Here is a 22566-nt window from a genome sequence, read left to right on the forward strand (position 1 = left end):
CCGTCAGGACGGTGAGTGTGACCGCACAGCAAGCGACGAGAGGACGTGCGTCATGAGCTCCTCGATCGCCACGATCATCTGGCTGATTCCGGTTCTGCCGCTCGTGGGCGCCGCCGTACTGCTGCTGGCCGGGCGCCGCAGTGACCCGTGGGGGCATCTGCTCGGATGCGCCACCGCGCTCGCCTCGTTCGTACTCGGACTCGTCGCCTTCGCCGACATGCTCGGCGCCGCGACCGCGGAACGCACAGCACAGAAGACCCTGTTCGTGTGGGTTCCCGTGGAGAGCCTGCAGGTCGACTTCGGTCTGCAGCTCGATCAGCTGTCGATGTGCTTCGTCCTCCTCATCACCGGGGTGGGTTCGCTGATCCACCTGTACTCGATCGGCTACATGGCACACGACGCCGCCCGGCGCCGTTTCTTCGCGTACCTGAACCTGTTCCTCGCCGCGATGTTGCTGCTCGTGCTCGCCGACAACTTTCTCGGCCTCTATCTCGGCTGGGAGGGCGTCGGATTGGCGTCGTACCTCCTCATCGGGTTCTGGCAGCACAAACCCACCGCCGCTACCGCGGCGAAGAAGGCATTCGTGGTCAACCGTGTCGGCGACATCGGTCTGCTCGTCGCCCTCATGGTCATGTTCGCGACTTTCGGCACGCTGTCGTACGACGAGGTGTTCGCTGCAGTGCCCGCCGCGAGCGAAGGCACGATCACTGCACTGGGCTTGGCGTTGCTGCTCGCCGCATGCGCGAAATCCGCGCAGCTGCCCCTCCAGTCGTGGCTCGGCGACGCGATGGAAGGCCCCACACCGGTGTCGGCTCTGATCCACGCCGCGACGATGGTCACCGCAGGTGTCTATCTCATCACCCGTGCCCACGCGATCTTCGATGCAGCACCCGTGGCGCAACTCGCGGTTGTCGTCGTGGGCACCGCGACACTCTTGTTCGGTGCGATCATCGGCTGCGCGAAGGACGACATCAAGAAAGCGCTCGCTGCGTCGACGATGAGCCAGATCGGGTACATGGTGCTCGCGGCGGGGCTCGGTCCGGCCGGCTATGCCTTTGCGATCCTGCATCTGCTCACTCACGGATTCTTCAAGGCCGGCCTGTTTCTCGGCGCCGGATCGGTGATGCACGGGATGAACGACGAGACCGACATGCGACGCTACGGCGGTCTGCGCACGCTCATGCCACTGACGTTCATCACATTCGGACTGGGGTATCTCGCGATCATCGGTATCCCTCCCTTCGCAGGCTTCTTCTCCAAGGACAAGATCATCGAAGTGGCGTTCGCCGAGCCCGGCGCGAAAGGCGTGATTCTGGGTGCCGCTGCTCTGCTCGGCGCAGGCCTGACCGCCTTCTACATGAGCCGCGTGATGATCATGACGTTCTTCGGGGAACGTCGTTGGAGTGACGAGGCCGATCCCCACGAATCCCCGGGCATCATGGTGTGGCCGATGATTCTGCTCGCCGTGGGCTCGGTGGCCGCCGGTGGTCTGCTCGTTCTCGGTGGGTCGCTGCAGCATTGGCTCGAACCGGTCGTCGGATCCGCGCATCACGAGGGTGGTCTGCCGGTGTGGCTGGTCACGCTCATGACACTCGCCGTGGTCCTCGCCGGTGTCGGAGTTGCGTACCGCGAGTATGTGACCCGCCGGATCCCCGACACGGCTCCCGACGATGTGTCGGCGCTGACCGTGGCCGCGCGCAACGACCTCTACGGCGATGCGTTCGACGAAGCGGTGTTCATGCGACCTGGTCAGGGCATGGTGCGCACGCTGGTCGCGGTCGAGAACACCGGTGTGAACGGCGTCGTCTCCGGAGTTTCGGGTGTTGTCGGTGCCCTGTCCAGTTCGTTGCGACGCCTGCAGACCGGCTTCGTCCGGTCGTATGCCCTGTACATGTTCGCCGGTGCGGCCGTTGTGGTCGCAGCGATGATGTTGGTGCGGTTGTGAGGGGGTGAGCCGAGCATGAACGAAGTTCCGTGGTTGACGATTCTGTGGGTGCTCCCGGTTGTCGGTGCTGTCGTCGTTCTCGCGTTGCCCGCGCGGATGCGGACTTTCGCCAAGAGCGTCGCTGTCGTTGCCGGTCTGCTGACCCTCGTGGTCGCGGTGGTGCTCGCGGCGTTGTTCGAACCCGGTGGTGAGCAGTTCCAGTTCGTCGAATCGCACACGTGGATCCCCGCGTTCGGCGCCGGCTACACGCTCGGCGTCGACGGCATCGCGCTGGTACTCGTGCTGTTGACCGCGGTGCTGGTACCGCTGCTCCTCGTCGCCGGATGGGACGACGATCGCCATGCCAGCGTGGAGGCCGCCCCCGCTTCCCGCCCCCGCGCCGCGCACACCTACACAGCGTTGATCCTGCTCGTCGAGGCGATGGTGCTCATCTCCTTCGTCTCCCTGGACATCCTGCTGTTCTACATCTTCTTCGAAGCGATGCTCATCCCGATGTATTTCCTCATCGGCGGCTTCGGTGGTCGCGGCAGTGAACGGGCCCAACGCTCCAGAGCGGCGGTGAAGTTCCTGATCTACAACCTGTTCGGCGGTCTGATCATGCTGGCCGCGGTCATCGGGCTGTATGTGGTCACCGCGCAGGCCGGGCTGGGGGAGTCGGGCACCGTCGGCACGTTCGACTTCCGACGCATCGTCGACGCAGCATCGTCGGGTGAGCTCGGCGCGACCCCCGCCGTCCTCAATGCGCTGTTCCTCGGATTCATGTTCGCGTTCGCCGTCAAAGCGCCGCTGTGGCCACTGCACAGCTGGCTACCCGACGCCGCAGTGCAGACCACCCCGGTGTCCGCGGTGCTGATGATGGCGGTGGTCGACAAGGTCGGCACATTCGGGATGCTCCGGTACTGCCTGCAACTGTTCCCCGACGCCTCGGTCTACTTCGCACCGCTGGTCGTGACCCTGTCGGTGATCGGCATCGTCTACGGCGCGATGCTCGCAATCGGGCAGACCGACGTGATGCGACTGATCGCGTACACCTCCATCTCGCACTTCGGGTTCATCATTCTCGGGATCTTCGCGATGACCAGTCAGGGCCAGGCCGGGTCGACGCTGTACATGGTCAACCACGGCATCTCCACCGCTGCGCTGTTCCTGATTGCAGGGTTCCTCGTCTCGCGGCGCGGATCTCGTGCGATCGCGGCGTACGGAGGAGTCCAGAAGATCGCCCCGATTCTCGCAGGAACGTTCCTCGTCGCGGGTCTCGCGACGTTGTCATTGCCGGGTCTCGCACCGTTCGTCAGCGAATTCCTCGTCTTCGTCGGCACCTATCCGCGGTATCAGGTCGCGGCGATCATCGCGACCATCGCGCTGGTCTTGTCTGCGATGTACGTCCTCTGGCTCTACCAGCGCATGATGGGCGGACCGGTGCGCCTCTATCCCGGATCAGCACCGGAGGCGCCGCAGGACCAGGATGCGGTCGAGACGCACGGAACCTCGATCACCGATCTCGTCCCCCGCGAGATCCTCGTCGTGGCCCCTTTGATCGCCCTGCTGATCGTCCTCGGGATCTACCCGAGACCGGTGCTGGACGTGATCACTCCCGCGGTGGACCACACGCTCGTGACGGTCGGCGAGCAGGATCCCGCACCGCTTGTTCCACCCGAGACACCAGTGGCCGAAGGTGAGACCGTCGTCGGCTCCGGAGGAGGTACGCACAAGTGAGATCCTTCGACAGTCTCGACCGCACTACCGTTCTCGCGCAGGCACTTCCCGCGCCCGAAATCGACTACGGCGTCCTCAGCCCGATGCTCATCGTGTTCGGGGTCGCGGTGGTGGGTGTCATCGTCGAGGCGTTCGTACCCGCTCGCGGACGTTACGCGAGCCACCTCGTGCTGACGTTCGGGGGACTCATTGCAGCGCTCGTTGCGGTCGTCCTGCTTGCGGGGACCGAGAGCACGACTGCCGCCGGTGCGGTCGTGATCGACGGCCCGGCACTGTACCTGCAGGGCGCGATTCTGGTCGTATCGATCCTCGCGGCACTGCTCATCGCCGAACGCGGTATCGAGGGTGCCCGGACCGCGGTGGATGCCGTGGTCGCCTCGGACGCCGCAGGAGCATCGGTCGGTGCGGGATCGACCCGGGCCTCGACCGACGCGTTCGCTCCGCAGGCCGCGGCGGTACCCGGCAGCGCCGCCGAACGCGAAGCCATCGAGGCGGGCATCGCACGTACCGAGGTGTTCCCGCTGGCGTTGTTCGCAGTCGGTGGCATGATGCTCTTCCCAGCCTCGGATGACCTGTTGACGATGTTCATCGCACTCGAAGTGCTCTCCCTGCCGCTGTATCTGCTGTGTGGGCTGTCGCGGCGACGTCGACTGCTGTCGCAGGAGGCGGCACTCAAATACTTCCTCCTCGGCGCGTTCTCGTCGGCGTTCTTCCTCTACGGTGTCGCGTTGCTCTATGGCTACGCGGGAACGATCTCGCTGACAGGAATTGCCGACACCGTGGAGTCCGGTGGTGGCAGTGACAACATCGCCCTGATCGGTGTGGGTCTGCTGTCGGTGGGCCTGCTGTTCAAAATCGGTGCGGTGCCGTTCCATTCGTGGACACCCGACGTCTACCAAGGCGCGCCCACCGCAGTGACCGCATTCATGGCCGCAGCGACGAAGATCGCGGCGTTCGGGGCGCTGCTCCGCGTGCTCTATGTCGCGGTGCCGGGGCTGAGCGAGGAGTGGCGCCCGGTCCTGTGGGCCGTGGCCATCGCCACGATGCTTGTCGGGGCTGTTCTGGCAGTGACGCAGACCGATGTCAAACGGATGCTGGCGTATTCGGCGATCAGCCATACCGGCTTCGTGCTCACCGGTGTCGTCGCTGCCAATGAGCAGGGCATCTCGTCGACGCTGTTCTATCTCGTCGTCTACGGGATCGGCACCATCGGTGTGTTCGCGGTGGTCACCCTGATCCGCGACCCCGACGGCGAAGCCTGGGACCTGTCGCGCTGGGAGGGACTGGGACGTCGTTCACCGGTGCTCGGCGGCGCGTTCGCACTGTTCCTGTTGTCGATGGCAGGGATCCCACTCACCGGCGGCTTCATCGCGAAGCTGAGCGTGTTCAGCGCTGCGATCTCGGGCGGCGCGGTGCCGCTGGTGATCGTCGGTGTGGTCGCGAGCGCGATTGCCGCCTACTTCTATGTGCGGGTGATCGTGCTCATGTTCTTCCGCGATCCACCGTCGGATGCGCCCGCGATCGTGATGCCGAGCGTGCTCACGACGGTCACCATCGCGGTGACCGCCGTGATCACGCTGCTGCTCGGTATCGTGCCGCAGCCGCTGCTCGATCTTGCCGGGCAGGCAGCCGTCTTCCTGTCGTGAGCGGTCCGGCCACGTGATCGGTTCGAGTGAGACCATTTGTGGCGCAGCCGATCACGCTGCAGACATCAATCTGCGCGGCCGAGTGGATTCCGATATGCGGTGGAGCAGCCGTTCTCGCGAACGAGAACATCGTCGAATGCAGCGATCAGGCCGTCCGGGAACCACCGCGCCCCATGATCGCTGCTGGTCGCGACGACCGTCAGGTTGCGGGTTCGTGCCGTGGTCACCAGGCCGGTCAGACGCTCACGGTCGGGGGGATCCAACTTCGCGATCGTCGTGGAGAGTCCTGCGAGGAGCAGTAATCGTCGTGGCCCGGCGCCTGCTGAGTCCAACTCGGCGAGCATGCGACCGATCTCATCCGGGGCCGCTGCCCAGGACGAGACCCGGTCTCCTGCGTCCCGGTACCCGGCGAGCCAGTGATGGCGATGATGCGGATCGGCGACGAACAATTCGTGGGTACCTCTGGACAGGACGCCCGTTGCCATGAGGGTGAGTGGCAGGTTGGGGAAGTTCTCCGTGTCGCGTTGGTGCACGAGGAGGTTGCGTCCGGCAGTCACTGTCCACGCCACGGTGTTGCCCTCGCCGTCGCGCCCGAAGGGGATGGCGAGACTGTCCGCCCGATCCTGTGAGCGGCACACCGTGTTGATCCGGGCGTTGTCGGCGCGGGGCCGGCCGGAATACGACCGAACCGCGTTTGAACAGCTTCGATGCGTGGGCGGGATGACGGGATGCGTCATGTCGTGGTCCGTTCCATGTCGGCGATGTCCGAATCTGTGTTCGATACCGCAGTCAGGCTAGCCGCGCCCACCGACAGGTTCCTGTGCGCGCTGCAACTCCTCGACGACCGCCACGATGAACGACGTCGGAGGGTGGGGCGGCGTTGCTCTGTGTCGCCAGGGTTTGCCGCTTCGGGTATCGCCGTCGGAGTTCGAGTCGTACGGTCCCTTCGCGGCGGCTACGCGGCAGCGGGGGATTCGCCGGCAGACGCGTGTGGCCGCGATGGCTCTGGCAGGTGCGCTTCTGGTGGACCGAGGCTGCGACTGTTCGGCCCCGGCCGGAGGCCGACGATGTCCTGGTGCCCCCGGTGAGACTCGAACTCACACTGGACGGGTTTTGAATCCGTTTCCTCTGCCAATTGGGATACGGGGGCGTGGTGCGGAGACCACTGTAAGGGATGGGTGTGCGGGAGGCGAACACCGGTACCCTTCTAACGTTCGATTCCCTCACGGGGGCATCCGCAGCGAGAGGGGAAGGGTCCGCCATGACAGCCGTGCCGCAGGACGACAACGCCGGGGCGAAGAGAGTCGTCGTCGCCGAAGACGAGGCGTTGATCAGGCTCGATCTGGTCGAAATGCTGCGCGAAGAGGGATACGACGTGGTCGGCGAAGCGGGCGACGGGCAACGCGCCGTCGAACTCGCCGAGGAGCTGAGACCCGACCTCGTGATCATGGATGTGAAGATGCCGCGCCGCGACGGAATCGACGCCGCATCGGAGATTGCGCAGAAGCGCATTGCCCCTGTGGTCATTCTCACAGCATTCAGTCAGCGCGAACTCGTCGAGCGCGCGCGCGATGCGGGGGCGATGGCGTATCTCGTCAAGCCGTTCTCGAAGAGCGATCTGGTTCCGACCATCGAGGTGGCGGTCAGTCGGTTCGCCGAAGTCCGTGAACTCGAACGCGAAGTACAGGGGTTGTCCGAGCGGTTCGAGACCCGCAAGCTCGTCGACCGGGCCAAGGGAACGTTGATGGACAAGCATGCGATGACCGAGCCGGAGGCGTTCCGCTGGATCCAGCGCGCGGCGATGGACCGGCGCACCACGATGAAGCAGGTCGCCGAGGTGATCATCGAGAGCTTGGGGGAGACCGCCGGCTGAGTGTCGACGCGGGTCGCACCGCGCAGTTCGTCCGGGTGGTCGTGGACGTCGTACGCGGTCCCTAGACTGACACGCGTGACCCGTGCATCCGCTTCTCCCTCGACCACCCCGGCCGCCGACGACCGCCCGACCCTTCTGCTGCTCGACGGCCATTCGCTGGCGTTCCGCGCGTTCTATGCGCTGCCGGCCGAGAACTTCAGAACTACCAGCGGGCAGACCACCAACGCGGTGTACGGGTTCACCTCGATGCTCATCAATCTTCTGCGCGACGAGAAGCCGTCTCACGTCGCGGCAGCATTCGACGTGAGCCGCAAGACGTTTCGGGCCGAGATGTATGCCCCCTACAAAGCGCAGCGCAGCGCAGCACCCGACGAGTTCAAGGGCCAGATCGACGTCACCAAAGAGGTACTCGGCGCCATGGGCATCCCCGTCATGGCGGAGGAAGGGTACGAGGCCGACGACATCATCGCGACCCTCACCACCCAAGCCACCGCCCTCGGTTACAAGGTGCTCATCGTCACCGGCGATCGCGATGCTCTGCAGTTGGTCACCGACGACGTCACCGTGCTCTATCCGAAACGGGGCGTTTCCGAACTGACGCGCTTCACCCCCGAAGCCGTCGAAGAGAAGTACGCACTCACCCCGGCGCAGTACCCGGACTTCGCCGCGCTGCGCGGCGACCCCAGCGACAACCTCCCCGGCATCCCCGGAGTCGGCGAGAAGACCGCCGCCAAGTGGATCCGCGAGTTCGGTAGCCTCACCGACCTCGTCGACCGGGTCGACGAGGTGCGCGGAAAGACCGGGGATGCGCTCCGCGAGAACCTGTCGAACGTGCTGATGAATCGTCAGCTCACCGAGATGGTGCGGGAAGTGCCGCTGCCGTACACACCGGAGGCTCTCGCGCTCGCACCATGGGACCGAGACAAGATCCACCGGCTCTTCGACGACCTCGAATTCAAGGTCCTGCGTGATCGACTCTTCGAGACCCTCGCGTCTGCCGAACCCGAAGCCGACGAAGGATTCGAGGTGCGCGGCGGCGTCGTCGAGCCGGGTGCCCTCGGCGACTGGCTCGCGGAGCACGCCGTTGCAGGGCGGCGGCACGGACTGTCCGTTGCCGGGCCGGGTACTCCGTACGGCGGCGATGCAGTGGCCGTCGCGATCGCGGCCGACGACGGAGAGGGCGCCTACGTCACGACCGTGGCCCTGACACCGGAAGACGACAGTGCGCTCGCTGCATGGCTCGCCGACGCCGCCGTGGAGAAGGCCCTACACGAGGCCAAGTCGGCCATGCACGCGCTGCGTGGGCGGGGCTGGACTCTCGCCGGAGTCACCAGCGACACGGCGCTGGCGGCGTATCTTGTGCGCCCGGGGCAGCGCAGCTTCAAACTCGACGATCTCTCGCTGCGCTATCTCAAACGGGAACTGCGAGTGGAAGATTCCGGCGCCCAACAACTTTCCCTGCTCGACGACGAAGACGCGGCGGACAACCAGGCCGCAGAAGGTGAAATATTGCGGGCTCGCGCGGTCGTCGACCTCGCGGCGGCGCTCGACTCCGAACTCGCAGACATCGAATCGGTGCGGCTACTGACCGAGATGGAGTTGCCGTTGCTCGAGGTCCTGGCCGATCTCGAGGCCACCGGCATCGCCGTCGACGCCGATCACCTGCACGACCTGCAGGCAGGCTTCGCCGCCGACGTCGCCGCCGCCGCGAACTCCGCGTACGAGGTGATCGGTAAGCAGATCAACCTCGGTTCGCCGAAGCAACTGCAGGTCGTGTTGTTCGACGAACTCGAGATGCCGAAAACCAAGAAGACCAAGACCGGCTACACCACCGACGCCGATGCTCTGCAGAACCTCTTCGAGAAGACGGAACATCCGTTTCTCGAGCATCTGCTCGCGCACCGTGAATCCACCAAGATGAAGACCACCGTCGACGGTCTCATCAAGTCGGTGGCCGACGACGGCCGCATTCACACCACGTTCAACCAGACGGTCGCGGCGACCGGACGACTGTCGTCCACCGAACCGAACCTGCAGAACATCCCGGTCCGCACCGACGCAGGCAAACAGATCCGCAACGGCTTCGTCGTCGGCGCCGGATACGACCTGCTCCTGACTGCCGATTACAGCCAGATCGAGATGCGCATCATGGCGCATCTATCCGGCGACGAAGGCCTGATCGAGGCGTTCAACACCGGAGAGGATCTACACAGTTTCGTCGGTGCCCGAGCGTTCGGCGTGCCGATCGAAGAGGTCACCCCCGAACTACGCCGACGGGTCAAAGCAATGTCCTACGGTCTGGCGTACGGTCTGAGCGCTTACGGTCTCGCGCAGCAGCTCAAGATCTCCACCGACGACGCCCGCGAGCAGATGGAGGCATACTTCACCCGTTTCGGTGGTGTGCGCGACTACCTCCACAACGTCGTGGAAGAGGCACGCAAGGTCGGGTACACCTCCACCCTCTACGGGCGTCGCCGGTACCTGCCCGACCTGACCAGCGACAACCGGCAGCGGCGCGAGGTCGCCGAGCGAGCCGCGCTCAACGCGCCGATCCAGGGCACCGCAGCCGACATCATCAAAGTTGCGATGATCGAGGTGCAGAAAGCACTCGACGACGCAGGCCTGCGCTCACGGATGTTGTTGCAGGTCCACGACGAACTCGTTCTCGAAGTCGCCGAAGAGGAGCGTGAACGTGTCGAGGAGATGGTCCGCAGCAAGATGGACTCGGTGATCGACCTGTCGGTGCCGCTGGAAGTATCGGTCGGCTACGGCCGCAGCTGGGACGCCGCCGCCCACTGAGCCAAGCGCCCGCGCAGGAGTGCCACTCACAGCGACGCGGCTCGATTCCCGTACAGGAATCGAGCCGCGTCGCGGTCGTCCGAGTCAGCTCTGAGCGTTCGACGCTTCGTCGATCTGCTTGCGCACATCGTCCATATCGAGAGCCTTGACCTGTGAGACGAGGTCTTCGAGTGCTGCAGGTGGCAGTGCACCTGCCTGGTTGTACACCAGAATTCCTTCACGGAAAGCCATGATCGTCGGGATCGAGCGAATGTTCGCGGCTGCCGCGATCGACTGTTCGGCCTCGGTGTCGACCTTTGCGTGCACAACGTCCGGATGCTGCTCGGACGACGATTCGAAGGTCGGTGCGAACTGCTTGCAGGGGCCACACCAATCGGCCCAGAAGTCGACGAGCACGATGTCATTGCTGGTGACGACCTCGTCGAAGTTCTGCTGAGTGAGAGCTTGGGTTGCCACGGTGGTCCTTTCGGTTCGGGCGTGTCGACGGGTGCAACAGCGAGCCGCCCCCATTTCTTCCGCCACGCTACGCGAGGTGGGCAACCCGGGGGTGGCGGTTGCGGGGTTCACGTCACTCCACCGGGGCCGACTCCGCGGATCGAAAGGTTCGGCGGTACTCGTGGGGAGTGGTGCGGCGAAGACGCAGGAAATGCTGCCTGAGCACCGGCGCGGTGCCGAAGCCGACTCGGTCGGCGACGACATCGATCGGCAGATCCGTGCTTTCGAGAAGCTGCTGCGCTGCGAGCACCCGCTGCCCGCGTATCCACCGCGCCGGGGTGGTGCCGGTTTCCTCCGTGAACCGTCGCGCGAAGGTCCTGGGCGACATGTGTGCCTGCTCGGCGAGCACGGTCACCGGCAGTTCGCGGTGCAGATTCTCGGCGATCCAATCGAGCAGCGGGCCGATCGAGTCATCGGTGCACTCGGGAAGTGGTCTGGATATGTACTGGGCTTGCCCGCCGTCGCGGTGCGGTGGTACGACCATGCTCCGCGCGATCGTGTTGGCGACCTGCGAACCCTGGGTGCTACGCACGATGTGCAGGAGCAGATCGATGCTGGCGGCGGTGCCCGCACTCGTCAGCACCGGATGCTCGTCGACGTAGAGCACATCGCGATCGACTCGGGCCGACGGATACATCGAGGCGAGCCGGTCCGCGTACCGCCAATGGGTGGTGCATCGGCGGTCGTCGAGGAGGCCGGCGGCGGCGAGAACGAATGAGCCTGTACACAGACTCGCTACCGGAGTGCCCCGATCGACCGCGGTCCGCAGTTTCTCGAACAGCGGCTCGAGGACAGCTAGGTCGGAGCTCCCGCTGCGCACGAACTCGGGATCGGTCAGGTCGCCGGCCTCGGTGCCGCCGGGCGGCACGATGATCAGGTCGGCGTCGTCGAGGCGGTCGAGGTCGTACGGCACATCGATGGAGTAGCCGTACTTCGTGGTGACGGGTTCGGTGCTACCTGCGACGTGCACGAACTCGTAGTCGGGCAGGCCGTCGTCCGCGAGGTCACCTCCGAAGACCTCGCAGGCAACGCCGAGTTCGAACATCACGATGCGTGGGAGGACGGGCACGACCACGTTGCGGAGCACGAAACCCAGTCTCCCCGCGCAGTGGCAGAAAATCGAACGATTGCCTGAAATCTGCCACCGAGGCCGTCGGTCGGGTCAGCAGAGCCGCCACTCCCGTTTCGCGGTGCCGTCCCAGCGCCGGATTCGGTCCGCCGTACCGGCCGGGTCACCCGGGGTCAGGTGGGCGGCGACCACTGCGGCGCCGACCCGATCGGCGGGGACCCGCCGTGCCAGCGTCACATGCGGAGTCCATTCACCCGGACGGATGTGCGCGGGAATCCCGGGACACTGCGAGAACGTGGCGAACAACCGGGCCTGCAGGTCCAGCAACGGCGCCGAGGGCACAACGAGGCGCGCCACCGTCGCGTGGCGCCCCCCGAACAGCACCACACCGCCGAGGAGTATCGGCAGTTCGACACTCGAGACGGCTTCACTCGCAGCCTCCTCCACAGCAGGCGAAATCGTTTCCGCCACGAACAGCGTGACGTGTGGCCGATTCGATTCGGCCCGGACCCGCTGCTGACTGTCGATACCGGCCGTGTGCAGGCTCTCCCACTGCGCGCGGACATAACCGTCGAGGCGGTCATCGAGTAGTAGCTCCACCGACTGCACCATGATGCGCAATGATGGCGCGGTGACCCACGAGACTGCAACGGCAAACCATGAGACTGCACTCTCGCAGCCCCAGCGCATCGGCCTGATCGAAGGTGATGGCATCGGCCACGAGATCGTTCCCGCAACCCGCCGTGTCGTCGACGCGGCGGTCGCCGCTGCGGGAGGGCCGGGCGTCGAGTGGGTGCCGTTGCCGCTCGGGGCCGATGCCATTGGCAGTCACGGCACCCCGGTACCGGAATCGACTCTCGAGGTGCTGACCGAGCTCGACGGCTGGATCCTGGGGCCGCACGACAGCGCGTCCTACCGCGACCCCTTTCGCACAGCGCTACCTCCGGGTGGCCAGATCCGGAAGCACTTCGACCTGTACGCGAACATCCGTCCCGCCCGAGCGCTGCCGGGCACCGGCGCCGTGGTACCCGAGATGGATCTGGTCGTCGTACGCGAAAACACCGAAGGCTTCTACGCCGACCGCAACATGGCGGAAGGCAGCGGTGAATTCATGCCGACACCCGACGTCGCCCTCGCCGTCGGTGTTGTCACCCGTGCGGCCTGCGAACGAATTGCGCACACCGCCTTCGATCTGGCCTCACGTCGACGAAAACGAGTCACCATCGTGCACAAGGCGAACGTGCTGTCGAAGACGACCGGGTTGTTCAGGGATGTGTGTCGCGAGATCGGACGCATGTATCCGAGCGTGGACGTCGACGACGAGCACGTCGATGCGATGGCCGCGCTGCTCGTCCGACGCGGCGGTGAGTTCGACGTTATCGTGACCGAGAACCTCTTCGGAGACATCCTGTCCGACCTCGCAGGTGAACTGTCCGGCTCACTCGGCAGCGCCCCTTCGATCAATGCGTCCGCTCGTAGGACGATGGCGCAGGCGGTCCACGGCGCCGCACCCGACATCGCCGGATCAGGTCGCGCCAATCCGACCGCCCTGTTCCTGTCCTCGGCGATGCTCCTCGACCGCCTCGCCGTCAGCGGGGACCCGTTCCTCGGCGGTGCGGCGCGCGCGCTCGAGCGAGCCGTCACGGAGACGATCGGAGCCGGTGTCGCCACCGCAGACCTCGGCGGGAGGGCATCGACAATCGAGTTCACGGATGCGGTGATCGAGCAGATCAGCGCCCCATGAGGGAGTGCGTGCGACGTTCGTAACACGGCACTGGATCGGCCCGCGACATCACACAGCACAGATTTGCAGACACACAGAGCGCTCCGGTCTACTGTGCGGATGTGGATGGACCAGCTCACTCTCGTGCCCGACGGCCCCGGCTCGCCGGCGTCGTAGCCGCAGTGCTGCTGCTCCTCGTGGCCGTGACGGGTTGCGTGGTCAACACCGAATCCACCGTGCCTCCCGGCGACCGGGTACATGCCCAGCGCGTCGATGCGCTCGCTGCGCAGCTCCCACCCTCGACGGCGGCGGCAGGCGTATTGAAGGTCGGCGCGAATGTGCCATACGCACCCAACGAATTCAAGGACGACGACGGCACCATCGTCGGGTTTGCCGTCGAACTCGTGCAGGCCCTCGGCGATGTGCTCGGTGTCGAAGCCGTGTTCTACGAGTCGGACTTCGACCGGATCATTCCCGCAGTGCAGTCCGGTACCTTCGATGTCGGCTCGTCGTCGTTCACCGACACTCTCGAGCGCGAGCAGTCCGTCGACTTCGTCACCTACTTCAGCGCAGGAATTCAGTGGGCGCAGCGGGTCGGTGAACCGGTCGACCCCGACAACGCCTGCGGATTGAGAGTGGCCGTGCAAACGACCACCATCGAAGACATCGAAGAGGTCCCCGCGAAGAGCGAGGCCTGTGTGGAGGCGGGCCTTCCGCCCATCGAGAAGATCAAGTACGACAGCCAGGACGAAGCCGCCAACGCCCTGATCCTCGGCCGCGTCGACGCGCTGTCCGCCGATTCCCCGGTGACCGCCTACGTGATCGAGCGCAGTGAGGGCCGGCTCGAATCTGCCGGCCCGCTGTTCGACGCCGCACCCTACGGATTCGTCGTCGGAAAGGGTGCTCCGATCGGCCCTGTCCTGCAGCAGGCGATGCAGCACCTGATCGACTCGGGGACGTATCAGCAGATCGCCGACCGCTGGGGCATGACCGAGGGGACGATCACCATGTCGCAGATCAATGCGGCGACGAGCTGAGGAAGGGTTCCGATGAGCCAGCACACGCACTCCGGTGCGGCCGAATCCGAACCGGAACCGATCCGGGCGGTCCCGCTCCGTCGTCCCGGTAGGTGGATCGCGGGCGTCGTCGTCGTGATCGCGGTGGTGTTGCTCGCGTGGGGGGCAGCCACCAACGACGCCTACCGCTGGGACATCTACGGGCAGTACCTGTTCGACCGCCGGATCACCGAGGCGGCATGGAACACGGTGCAGTTGACCGTGCTTGCCATGTTCATCGCCGTCGTGCTCGGCGTGATCCTCGCCGTGATGCGCTTGTCGTCGAATCCGGTGCTCAAATCTGTGGCGTGGGTGTATCTGTGGGTCTTCCGCGGCACTCCGGTGTACGTCCAGCTCGTGCTTTGGGGTTTGTTCCCGTCGATCTACAAGCAACTCGACATCGGAATCCCGTTCGTGCATCAGTTCTTCCACATCGATCTGCAATCGCTCAATGCGGCATTCCTGTTCGCTGTGATCGGCCTTGCGCTCAACGAGGCCGCGTACATGGCCGAGATCGTCCGCGCCGGAATCGGTTCGGTGCCCGAAGGTCAGCTGGAAGCCTCCACTGCGCTGGGAATGTCGTGGTCGCAGACGATCCGACGGACGGTGCTCCCTCAGGCCATGCGTGTGATCATCCCGCCCACAGGCAACGAACTCATCAGCATGCTCAAGACCACCTCGCTGGTCGCTGCCGTCCCGTACACCGCCGAGCTGTACGCCCGGGCGCGAGACATCGCGGGCGCGAACTTCCAACCGATTCCGTTGTTCCTCGTCGCAGCGACCTGGTACCTGGTGATCACCAGCATTCTCATGGTCGGTCAGTACTTCGTCGAGAAGCACTATTCGAAGGGCATGACCCGACGCCTGACCGCACGCCAGCTCCAAGCCATCGCCGACGCCGAGGGCAAGGCCGTCGTCATCCAACCGGAACCGCCGACAGACCCGACCATCCCCGGAGGTGAGCGCAAATGACCGCGCCAGGCCAGATGACCGAGCCGGAGAACGCTCCCATGGTGCGGGCCGATAGGGTGTGCAAGAACTACGGTGCCGTCAAAGTGCTCAAAGGTATCTCGCTCGAGGTGCAGCGCGGGCAGGTCACGTGCCTGATCGGCCCGTCTGGCTCGGGTAAGTCGACGTTCCTGCGGTGCATCAACCACCTCGAACGCGTGAACGCCGGACGGCTCTATGTCGACGGCACGCTCGTCGGCTACGCCGAACGCGGAGGCAAACTCCACGAACTGCATCCCCGCACGGCCGCGAAACAACGCCGCGACATCGGGATGGTCTTCCAGCATTTCAACCTGTTCCCGCACCGGACGGTGCTCGCCAACGTCATCGAGGCGCCGATCCTGGTGAAGAAGATGCGTCGCAGCGAAGCCACGGAGCGGGCACATGATCTGCTGTCGAAGGTCGGGCTGGGCAACAAGGCCGACGCCTATCCGGCCCAGCTGTCGGGTGGTCAGCAGCAGCGTGTCGCGATAGCGCGAGCGCTGGCGATGGAACCGAAACTCATGCTGTTCGACGAACCCACCTCGGCGCTGGATCCGGAACTGGTGGGGGAGGTGCTCTCCGTGATGCGCGATCTCGCCGATGGCGGCATGACCATGGTGGTGGTCACCCACGAGATGGGGTTCGCTCGGGAGGTCGCCGATCAACTGGTGTTCATGGACGGCGGAGTCGTCGTCGAGGCAGGGCTGCCCCGGGACGTGCTCAGCAATCCGCAGCAGGAGCGGACCCGCGAATTCCTCGCCCGCGTGCGGGGTTGACGACGAATAGCCGAGATCAGAGCCCGGATACCGGGCTCGACTCCCCACTGTTCGCGATGCGGGCGCAGAAGATCGCGGTGCCGGGAAAGATCTCGCCGCGCAGCGGGCTCCACTGGCCCCACTCCCGGTCGAGATGTTCGGGCCAGTCGGGTTCGACGATGTCGTAGACCTCGAAACCGGCTGCGACCAGTTCCCGGACCCGATCGCCGATGGTGCGGTGATGCTCTACGTAGGTGGCGACGCCGTCGTCGTCGACCTCCACATACGGGGTGCGGTCGAAGTAGGGGAACATTGCGACCAGTCCGCGCTCGCCCGGATCATCGGGGAATATCCACCGCATCGGGTGGTTGACCGAGAACACCCACCGTCCGCCGGGACGCAGCACCCGCGCGACCTCCCGCATCACCTGTGCCGAATCGGCGACGAACGGGACCGCACCGAAGGCCGAACACGCGATATCGAAACTGTTGTCGGCGAACGGCAGGTTCTCCGCGCCGGCCTGCACGAGAGGCACGTGCGGACCACCCCGGTTCATCGCGTCTACGCCCCGCGAGAGCATGCCCATCGACAGGTCGAGTCCGACGGCACGGGCACCCTCCTCGGCGAGCCAGCGTGCGCACGGTGCAGACCCGCAGCCCAGTTCGAGGATGTCCTTGCCGTGGACGTCACCGAGGAGATGGACATCGCCTTCGTGCAGGCCCTCCGGGCACCACACGAATTCGCCCGCGACCGAATCCACTCCGAGGAACTCGCCGTGTGTGCGGTGGTAGTCGCCGGCGTCGGCGTCCCACCAGGTGCGACTCGCGTGTTCACTGTCGCGGCTGCCCACGCGTGCGCGGCCGGCCTTCGATGTGCCGAGCAGTGCGTTGGCGGTGGCGTGACGAGGATCGGGTGGCAGGGGCGCGTCGGACATGTAAACAGCGTAGGACGTGCACTGTAGACGGTTCCCCATCGGGATTCGCAATTGGAAGGCGTTGCCGTGAATGGCGCGCGATGATGCAGGAGCAGAGCAGAGAATCGGGTCTGATGACCATCATGCTCGCGGAACGCGGGGCGGTTCCTGCCGGGTGAGTTTGCCGGGGCGATACCGGACCGCGTAGCCTGGTGCACGCGAGTATCCCGAGTTCTGTCCTTCACCGGCCTGCACGAGGGTACTCGTGGTGGAAAGCGCGTGATGTGCACGTCGGCGCCGGTCCACCTGTCCGAAAGCGTTAATCAACCGACTATCAACCCGTCCGGAGCAACTCAAACACATGGCCTCCACCACCGTCACCTCGCCGCAGGTAGCCGTCAACGACATCGGCTCCGCCGAGGATTTCCTCGCCGCCATCGACGCCACGATCAAGTACTTCAACGATGGCGACATCGTCGAAGGCACCATCGTCAAGGTCGATCGCGATGAGGTGCTGCTCGACATCGGTTACAAGACCGAAGGCGTCATCCCGTCCCGCGAGCTCTCGATCAAGCACGACGTCGACCCCAATGAGGTCGTGTCGGTGGGCGACGAGGTCGAGGCCCTGGTCCTCACCAAGGAGGACAAGGAAGGCCGCCTGATCCTGTCCAAGAAGCGTGCGCAGTACGAGCGCGCGTGGGGCACGATCGAGGAGCTCAAGGAGAAGGACGAGGCGGTCAAGGGCACCGTCATCGAGGTCGTCAAGGGCGGCCTGATCCTCGACATCGGTCTGCGCGGCTTCCTGCCCGCATCGCTCGTCGAGATGCGTCGCGTCCGCGACCTCCAGCCGTACGTCGGCAAGGAGATCGAAGCCAAGATCATCGAGCTCGACAAGAACCGCAACAACGTGGTTCTGTCGCGCCGCGCATGGCTCGAGCAGACCCAGTCCGAGGTCCGCAGCGAGTTCCTGCACCAGCTCCAGAAGGGCCAGGTCCGCAAGGGCGTTGTGTCCTCCATCGTCAACTTCGGCGCCTTCGTCGATCTCGGCGGTGTCGACGGCCTCGTGCACGTCTCCGAGCTGTCCTGGAAGCACATCGACCACCCGTCCGAGGTTGTCGAGGTCGGCACCGAGGTCACCGTCGAGGTTCTCGACGTCGATCTCGACCGCGAGCGCGTGTCCCTGTCGCTCAAGGCGACGCAGGAAGATCCGTGGCGTCAGTTCGCCCGGACCCACGCGATCGGCCAGATCGTTCCGGGCAAGGTCACCAAGCTCGTTCCGTTCGGTGCGTTCGTCCGCGTCGAAGAGGGAATCGAAGGCCTCGTGCACATCTCCGAGCTGGCCGAGCGCCACGTGGAGGTTCCGGACCAGGTTGTCGCAGTCGGCGACGACGCGATGGTCAAGGTCATCGACATCGATCTCGAGCGTCGTCGTATCTCCCTGTCGCTCAAGCAGGCGAACGAGGACTACACGGCCGAGTTCGACCCGTCGAAGTACGGCATGGCCGACAGCTACGACGAGCAGGGCAACTACATCTTCCCCGAGGGCTTCGATCCCGAGACCAACGAATGGCTCGAGGGCTTCGAGAAGCAGCGTGAGGAGTGGGAGTCCCGCTACGCGGAGGCCGAGCGTCGTCACAAGATGCACACTGCGCAGATCGAGAAGATGGCTGCCGACGAGGCGGCCGAGGCTGCTGCAGGCGTGTCCAGCAGCAACTACTCCTCGGATTCGGCCCCCGAGGCCGGCGAGGCCGAGACCACCGGTGGCGGCTCGCTCGCCAGCGATGCTCAGCTCGCTGCACTGCGCGAGAAGCTGTCGGGCAACGCCTGATAGAGCGCTTAGATGGACGACCCCGCACCGGAAGGTGCGGGGTCGTCCGCTTTTTCCGGGACCGTGTGGCATGGCGCAGATGGGCCGGGGGAGTGAGCCCCTGTGACGTCGACGGCCCCTCCCGCAGGGGAGGGGCCGTCGGTCGAGTCGTGCCCGGCATCCGTGTGGTGTCGGATGCTCTCCGGGTGATCAGCCCACAGCGGGTGTCGCCCACTGGGCAGGCAGTCCGGTTGCGCGCTTACGAATGGCGGCCTGGCTGTGGCGCGCGTTGGTCAGGAGCATCGTGAACCAATTGCGTCGGTGCTCTGTGAGTGCGGCGGCCACCTCGGGGATGAGGATGCAGTGAACACCGTTTTCCATACCGAGGCGATGCCGACCGGGTGATGACTGGGAGGATCGCATTCTTGCCTTCTCGAGTGGACTGGACTCCGTGGTCGGACGCTTCTGGACGACGATATCCGACCGAGAGACGCGAATGCTGCATTTGGCGCAGGTGAGAGGCGTGTTTCACTCGCGGTGGATCAGTCGCGATCGGCCTGTGACCCGCTCGTGACCGCGATGTGACTGCGGCAGCCCGAGTTCCGGTATCACGGTCGGTGATGCAAGACTGGGCGACGTGTTGCGAATGGGGTTGACCGGAGGCATCGGCGCGGGGAAGTCGACCGTGGCGAGGGAGCTTGTTGCACTCGGAGCGGTTCTCGTCGACGCCGACGTGATCGCGCGGGAAATCGTGGCGCCGGGATCGGAGGGGCTCGAAGAACTCGTCGATGCGTTCGGCGACGAGATCCTGCTTCCGGACGGTTCTTTGAATCGCCCGGTGCTGGCGGAGAAAGCGTTCGTGACCGACGAAGCGCGCGCGGTGCTCAATGCGATCACGCACCCCCGGGTCGGTCGTCGTACGGTCGAACTCGTCGAGGAAGCCGCAGACGATGCGATTGTCGTGCAGGATATTCCGCTGCTCGTCGAAGGTTCCATGGCCCCCTCGTTCCACCTCGTCGCGGTCGTGCATGCCGGTGAGCAGGAACGCCTGCGTCGCCTCGTGACGCTGCGGGGTATGCCCGAATCCGATGCGAAGGCCCGGATCCGCGCGCAGGCCACAGAAGAGCAGCGTCGTGAAGTTGCCGACATCTGGCTCGACAACACCGGTGAGCCCGACGCCGTTGTCGAGGTGGTCCGACAGCTGTGGGAGCAGCGACTGGTGCCGTTCGAGGAGAACCTCCGCACCCGCACAGCCGTGTCGGCCGAGCCGGTTCTCGAACCGGCACAGGCTCGATGGGAGCCGGAGGCCCGGCGTCTCGTAGCGCGACTGGCTCTCGCGTGTGGTGGGCTTGCGGTGCGCATCGACCACGTGGGATCGACCGCGGTGCCCGAACTCGACGCGGTGGACATGCTCGATCTTCAGGTCACCGTCGCCGATCTCGCGGACGCCGATGCATTGCTCGAGCCGCTCGCGGCGGCGGGCTTCCCGCGGATCGAGCAGATCGACCATGACACCCCGAAGCCGTCCTACAGTGCGAGCGGTGAGACCGATCCCGCAGTGTGGTCGATGAGGTTGCACGGTAGTGCCGATCCCGGCCGCCCCGCGCGGGTGGCGCTGAGAGTTGAAGGGTGGCCCGGGCAACGGTTCTCCTTGCTTCTGCGAGATTGGTTGCGGGCCGACGCGGAGGCCGCTCAGGAGTATGCGGAAGTCAAGCGCGCAGCGGCGCGGTCGGCTGCCGACGAGCCCGATCCCCTGCGTGCCGCGGCGGTGTACCGAGAAATCAAGGAGCCGTGGTTCGACCGGGCTTACCGCCGGGCGTCGGATTGGGCTGACGCAACCGGCTGGTCGATCTAGTACCTTAGGCATCGACGAGGCAGGTCGTCGCGCCGAGCGAACGCAGTCAGGGAACAAACCGCCGAAGCGGACCGTTAAGGTAGTTGACTGTTCAACGATCTAACGGAGGTTCGGGGCATGCAATTCGGGATTTTCACCATCGGAGACGTGACCCGCGATCCCACGACGGGGCAGGTACCCACCGAACACGACCGCATCGTCGCCATGACGAAGATCGCTCTCAAGGCCGAAGAGGTCGGGCTCGATGTCTTCGCCACCGGCGAGCACCACAATCCGCCCTTCGTGCCGTCCTCTCCGACGACGATGCTCGGCTGGGTTGCAGCCAGGACCGAGAACCTGGTCCTCTCGACAGCGACGACCCTCATCACCACCAACGATCCGGTCAAGATCGCCGAAGACTACGCGATGTTGCAACACCTCTCCGGCGGGCGCGTCGATCTGATGATGGGACGCGGCAACACAGGGCCGGTCTACCCGTGGTTCGGCAAGGACATCCGGCAGGGCATCCCCCTTGCGATCGAGAACTATCACCTGCTGCGCCGCCTGTGGCGTGAGAAGGTCGTCGACTGGGACGGCAAGTTCCGCACCCCGCTGCACGGCTATACCTCCACACCGATGCCCCTCGACGGCATCCCGCCCTTCGTCTGGCACGGATCGATCCGCTCACCCGAGATCGCCGAGCAGGCCGCCTTCTACGGCGACGGGTTCTTCCACAACAACATCTTCTGGAACAGGGAATACATCCAGCAGATGATCTCGCTCTACCGCACCCGATTCGAGCAGTACGGGCACGGCGCCGCGGAGCAGGCAATCGTCGGGCTCGGGGGACAGGTGTTCATGGCCGACACCGAAGCTGAGGCCAAGAGCCGCTTCCGGCCGTACTTCGACAACGCACCCGTGTACGGGCACGGACCGTCGCTCGAGGAGTTCGGTACGATGACGCCGCTGACGGTCGGTACGCCCGAGCAGGTCATCGAGCGTACCCTCGGATTCGCCGACTACGCCGGAGACTACCAGCGTCAACTCTTCCTCATGGACCATGCGGGTCTGCCGCTCGATGTCGTTCTCGAACAGATCGAGATCCTGGGTCGCGAGGTGGTTCCGGTGCTGCGTACCGAGTTCGAGCGTCGCCGTCCGGCGCACGTGCCTTCGGATCCGCCGACCCATGCCTCCTTGCTGGCGGCCGGACCGGACTCGCCGCATCGGCTCGTCGTGCCCGCCACGATCGACACGGAGACCACCGGAGCGTCGACCACGGGAGCGTCGAAGTGACTCGCCGCGTGATCGTGGTCACCGGGGGGCTGTCGCAACCGTCGTCCACCCGACTGCTGTCCGATCGGATCTCCGGCGCGGTGATCGCCGCGATCGAGGCGCGCGGTGAATCGCTGGACGTCGATATCGTCGAACTGCGTGACGTTGCCGGAGACCTTGCAACCATGATGAGCACGCAGGTGGCGACATCCGCGCTGGCCGACATCCGTGAACGCGTGTCACGCGCGGACGGGCTCATCGCTGTGACCCCGGTGTTCACCGCAAGCTACAGCGGACTGTTCAAGATGTTCTTCGACGCCCTCGACCCCGATGTGCTGCGCGGCACGCCGACGATCATCGCGGCCACCGCGGGCAGTGCACGGCACTCGCTCGTGCTCGACCACGCGATGCGCCCGTTGTTCGCGTTCCTGGGCGCGGTCGTGGTGCCTACGGGAATCTTTGCCGCCACCGAAGATTTCGGGGGCGGGGCGAACCGGGGTGAGGACGGACTGCCGCGACGTATCTGCCGAGCCGCCGACGAACTCGCGGCGATGATGGTGACCGGCAACACCGCGTCCGGTGTGTCGGAGGACAGGAGCGGTTCGGCATTCGAAGCGTTGCTCGGGTCTCATCTGAAGTGACCACTGTCCTTGCGTGACTAGGCCCTTGAGTGA

The 22566-nt window shown here is 65.3% G+C and carries 19 protein-coding genes and 1 tRNA gene; 13 read left to right on the plus strand and 7 right to left on the minus strand.

What is annotated here, in order from left to right; all coding sequences use genetic code 11:
* The first annotated feature begins 52 nt into the window (after positions 1 to 52).
* Genes nuoL through nuoN form a run of 3 tightly spaced genes read left to right on the plus strand, consistent with a single transcriptional unit; the run spans position 53 to position 5307 of the window.
* Positions 53 to 1945: an NADH-quinone oxidoreductase subunit L gene (gene nuoL, locus HCA61_RS03550; RefSeq protein ID WP_169686666.1), complete on the plus strand. Its 1893-nt coding sequence runs from the start codon at positions 53 to 55 to the stop codon at positions 1943 to 1945.
* Positions 1946 to 1960: 15 nt separating this feature from the next.
* Positions 1961 to 3661: an NADH-quinone oxidoreductase subunit M gene (locus HCA61_RS03555; RefSeq protein ID WP_169686668.1), complete on the plus strand. Its 1701-nt coding sequence runs from the start codon at positions 1961 to 1963 to the stop codon at positions 3659 to 3661.
* Positions 3658 to 5307 carry an NADH-quinone oxidoreductase subunit NuoN gene (nuoN, locus tag HCA61_RS03560; protein WP_169686670.1) on the plus strand — a complete coding sequence of 550 codons (1650 nt, stop codon included), beginning with the start codon at positions 3658 to 3660 and terminating at the stop codon, positions 5305 to 5307. The genes HCA61_RS03555 and nuoN overlap by 4 nt, the downstream gene beginning before the upstream one ends.
* 65 nt (positions 5308 to 5372) lie before the next feature.
* On the opposite strand, the gene HCA61_RS03565 is transcribed toward nuoN, so the two are convergent.
* A complete protein-coding gene (locus HCA61_RS03565) occupies positions 5373 to 6044 on the minus strand; it encodes a hypothetical protein (RefSeq protein WP_169686672.1) in 672 nt (223 codons plus the stop codon).
* 336 nt (positions 6045 to 6380) lie between these two features.
* A tRNA-Leu gene (locus HCA61_RS03570) sits at positions 6381 to 6457 on the minus strand.
* A 111-nt stretch (positions 6458 to 6568) separates the two neighbouring features.
* On the opposite strand from HCA61_RS03570, the gene HCA61_RS03575 reads away from it, so the two are divergent.
* Both HCA61_RS03575 and polA read left to right on the plus strand, forming a co-directional pair.
* On the plus strand, positions 6569 to 7180 hold the full coding sequence (locus tag HCA61_RS03575) for a response regulator (RefSeq protein ID WP_169686674.1): 612 nt from the start codon (positions 6569 to 6571) through the stop codon (positions 7178 to 7180).
* A gap of 66 nt (positions 7181 to 7246) precedes the next feature.
* Entirely contained in the window at positions 7247 to 9979 is a 2733-nt protein-coding gene (polA, locus tag HCA61_RS03580) for a DNA polymerase I (RefSeq protein WP_169686873.1), read from the plus strand.
* Between the two features lie 84 nt (positions 9980 to 10063).
* Here polA and trxA read toward each other — a convergent pair whose 3' ends face one another.
* From trxA to HCA61_RS03595, 3 genes are all read right to left on the minus strand, one after another.
* Positions 10064 to 10435 (minus strand): thioredoxin, encoded by a 372-nt coding sequence (trxA, locus tag HCA61_RS03585; RefSeq protein WP_169686676.1) that lies wholly within the window; start codon positions 10433 to 10435, stop codon positions 10064 to 10066.
* Positions 10436 to 10547: 112 nt separating this feature from the next.
* Positions 10548 to 11561, minus strand: coding sequence for a helix-turn-helix domain-containing protein (locus tag HCA61_RS03590; protein WP_247274431.1), 1014 nt, complete (start codon positions 11559 to 11561; stop codon positions 10548 to 10550).
* A 75-nt stretch (positions 11562 to 11636) separates the two neighbouring features.
* Entirely contained in the window at positions 11637 to 12155 is a 519-nt protein-coding gene (locus tag HCA61_RS03595) for a 2'-5' RNA ligase family protein (RefSeq protein ID WP_169686678.1), read from the minus strand.
* On the opposite strand from HCA61_RS03595, the gene HCA61_RS03600 reads away from it, so the two are divergent.
* The 4 genes from HCA61_RS03600 (at position 12154) to HCA61_RS03615 (ending at position 16087) form a co-directional block, all read left to right on the plus strand.
* A complete protein-coding gene (locus HCA61_RS03600) occupies positions 12154 to 13287 on the plus strand; it encodes an isocitrate/isopropylmalate family dehydrogenase (protein WP_169686680.1) in 1134 nt (377 codons plus the stop codon). The genes HCA61_RS03595 and HCA61_RS03600 overlap by 2 nt on opposite strands.
* A gap of 101 nt (positions 13288 to 13388) precedes the next feature.
* On the plus strand, positions 13389 to 14303 hold the full coding sequence (locus tag HCA61_RS03605; protein WP_169686682.1) for an ABC transporter substrate-binding protein: 915 nt from the start codon (positions 13389 to 13391) through the stop codon (positions 14301 to 14303).
* A 12-nt stretch (positions 14304 to 14315) separates the two neighbouring features.
* Positions 14316 to 15293 (plus strand): amino acid ABC transporter permease, encoded by a 978-nt coding sequence (locus HCA61_RS03610; RefSeq protein WP_169686684.1) that lies wholly within the window; start codon positions 14316 to 14318, stop codon positions 15291 to 15293.
* Between the two features lie 38 nt (positions 15294 to 15331).
* On the plus strand, positions 15332 to 16087 hold the full coding sequence (locus HCA61_RS03615; RefSeq protein ID WP_169686875.1) for an amino acid ABC transporter ATP-binding protein: 756 nt from the start codon (positions 15332 to 15334) through the stop codon (positions 16085 to 16087).
* Between the two features lie 16 nt (positions 16088 to 16103).
* On the opposite strand, the gene HCA61_RS03620 is transcribed toward HCA61_RS03615, so the two are convergent.
* Positions 16104 to 17000, minus strand: coding sequence for a class I SAM-dependent methyltransferase (locus HCA61_RS03620; protein ID WP_169686686.1), 897 nt, complete (start codon positions 16998 to 17000; stop codon positions 16104 to 16106).
* A 340-nt stretch (positions 17001 to 17340) separates the two neighbouring features.
* Here HCA61_RS03620 and rpsA point away from each other — a divergent pair, with 340 nt between their 5' ends.
* On the plus strand, positions 17341 to 18807 hold the full coding sequence (gene rpsA, locus HCA61_RS03625; protein WP_169686688.1) for a 30S ribosomal protein S1: 1467 nt from the start codon (positions 17341 to 17343) through the stop codon (positions 18805 to 18807).
* 189 nt (positions 18808 to 18996) lie between these two features.
* Here rpsA and HCA61_RS03630 read toward each other — a convergent pair whose 3' ends face one another.
* On the minus strand, positions 18997 to 19209 hold the full coding sequence (locus HCA61_RS03630) for a hypothetical protein (protein WP_169686690.1): 213 nt from the start codon (positions 19207 to 19209) through the stop codon (positions 18997 to 18999).
* 214 nt (positions 19210 to 19423) lie between these two features.
* On the opposite strand from HCA61_RS03630, the gene coaE reads away from it, so the two are divergent.
* The 3 genes from coaE (at position 19424) to HCA61_RS03645 (ending at position 22533) form a co-directional block, all read left to right on the plus strand.
* A complete protein-coding gene (coaE, locus tag HCA61_RS03635) occupies positions 19424 to 20641 on the plus strand; it encodes a dephospho-CoA kinase (protein WP_247274430.1) in 1218 nt (405 codons plus the stop codon).
* A 117-nt stretch (positions 20642 to 20758) separates the two neighbouring features.
* Positions 20759 to 21913: an LLM class flavin-dependent oxidoreductase gene (locus tag HCA61_RS03640; protein WP_169686694.1), complete on the plus strand. Its 1155-nt coding sequence runs from the start codon at positions 20759 to 20761 to the stop codon at positions 21911 to 21913.
* Complete coding sequence (locus tag HCA61_RS03645; RefSeq protein WP_169686696.1) at positions 21910 to 22533, plus strand: FMN reductase; 624 nt, start codon at positions 21910 to 21912, stop codon at positions 22531 to 22533. The genes HCA61_RS03640 and HCA61_RS03645 overlap by 4 nt, the downstream gene beginning before the upstream one ends.
* Positions 22534 to 22566 lie beyond the last annotated feature (33 nt).

Source organism: Rhodococcus sp. HNM0563 (assembly GCF_012726195.1).
In the GTDB taxonomy this organism is placed as follows: Bacteria; Actinomycetota; Actinomycetes; order Mycobacteriales; family Mycobacteriaceae; genus Rhodococcus.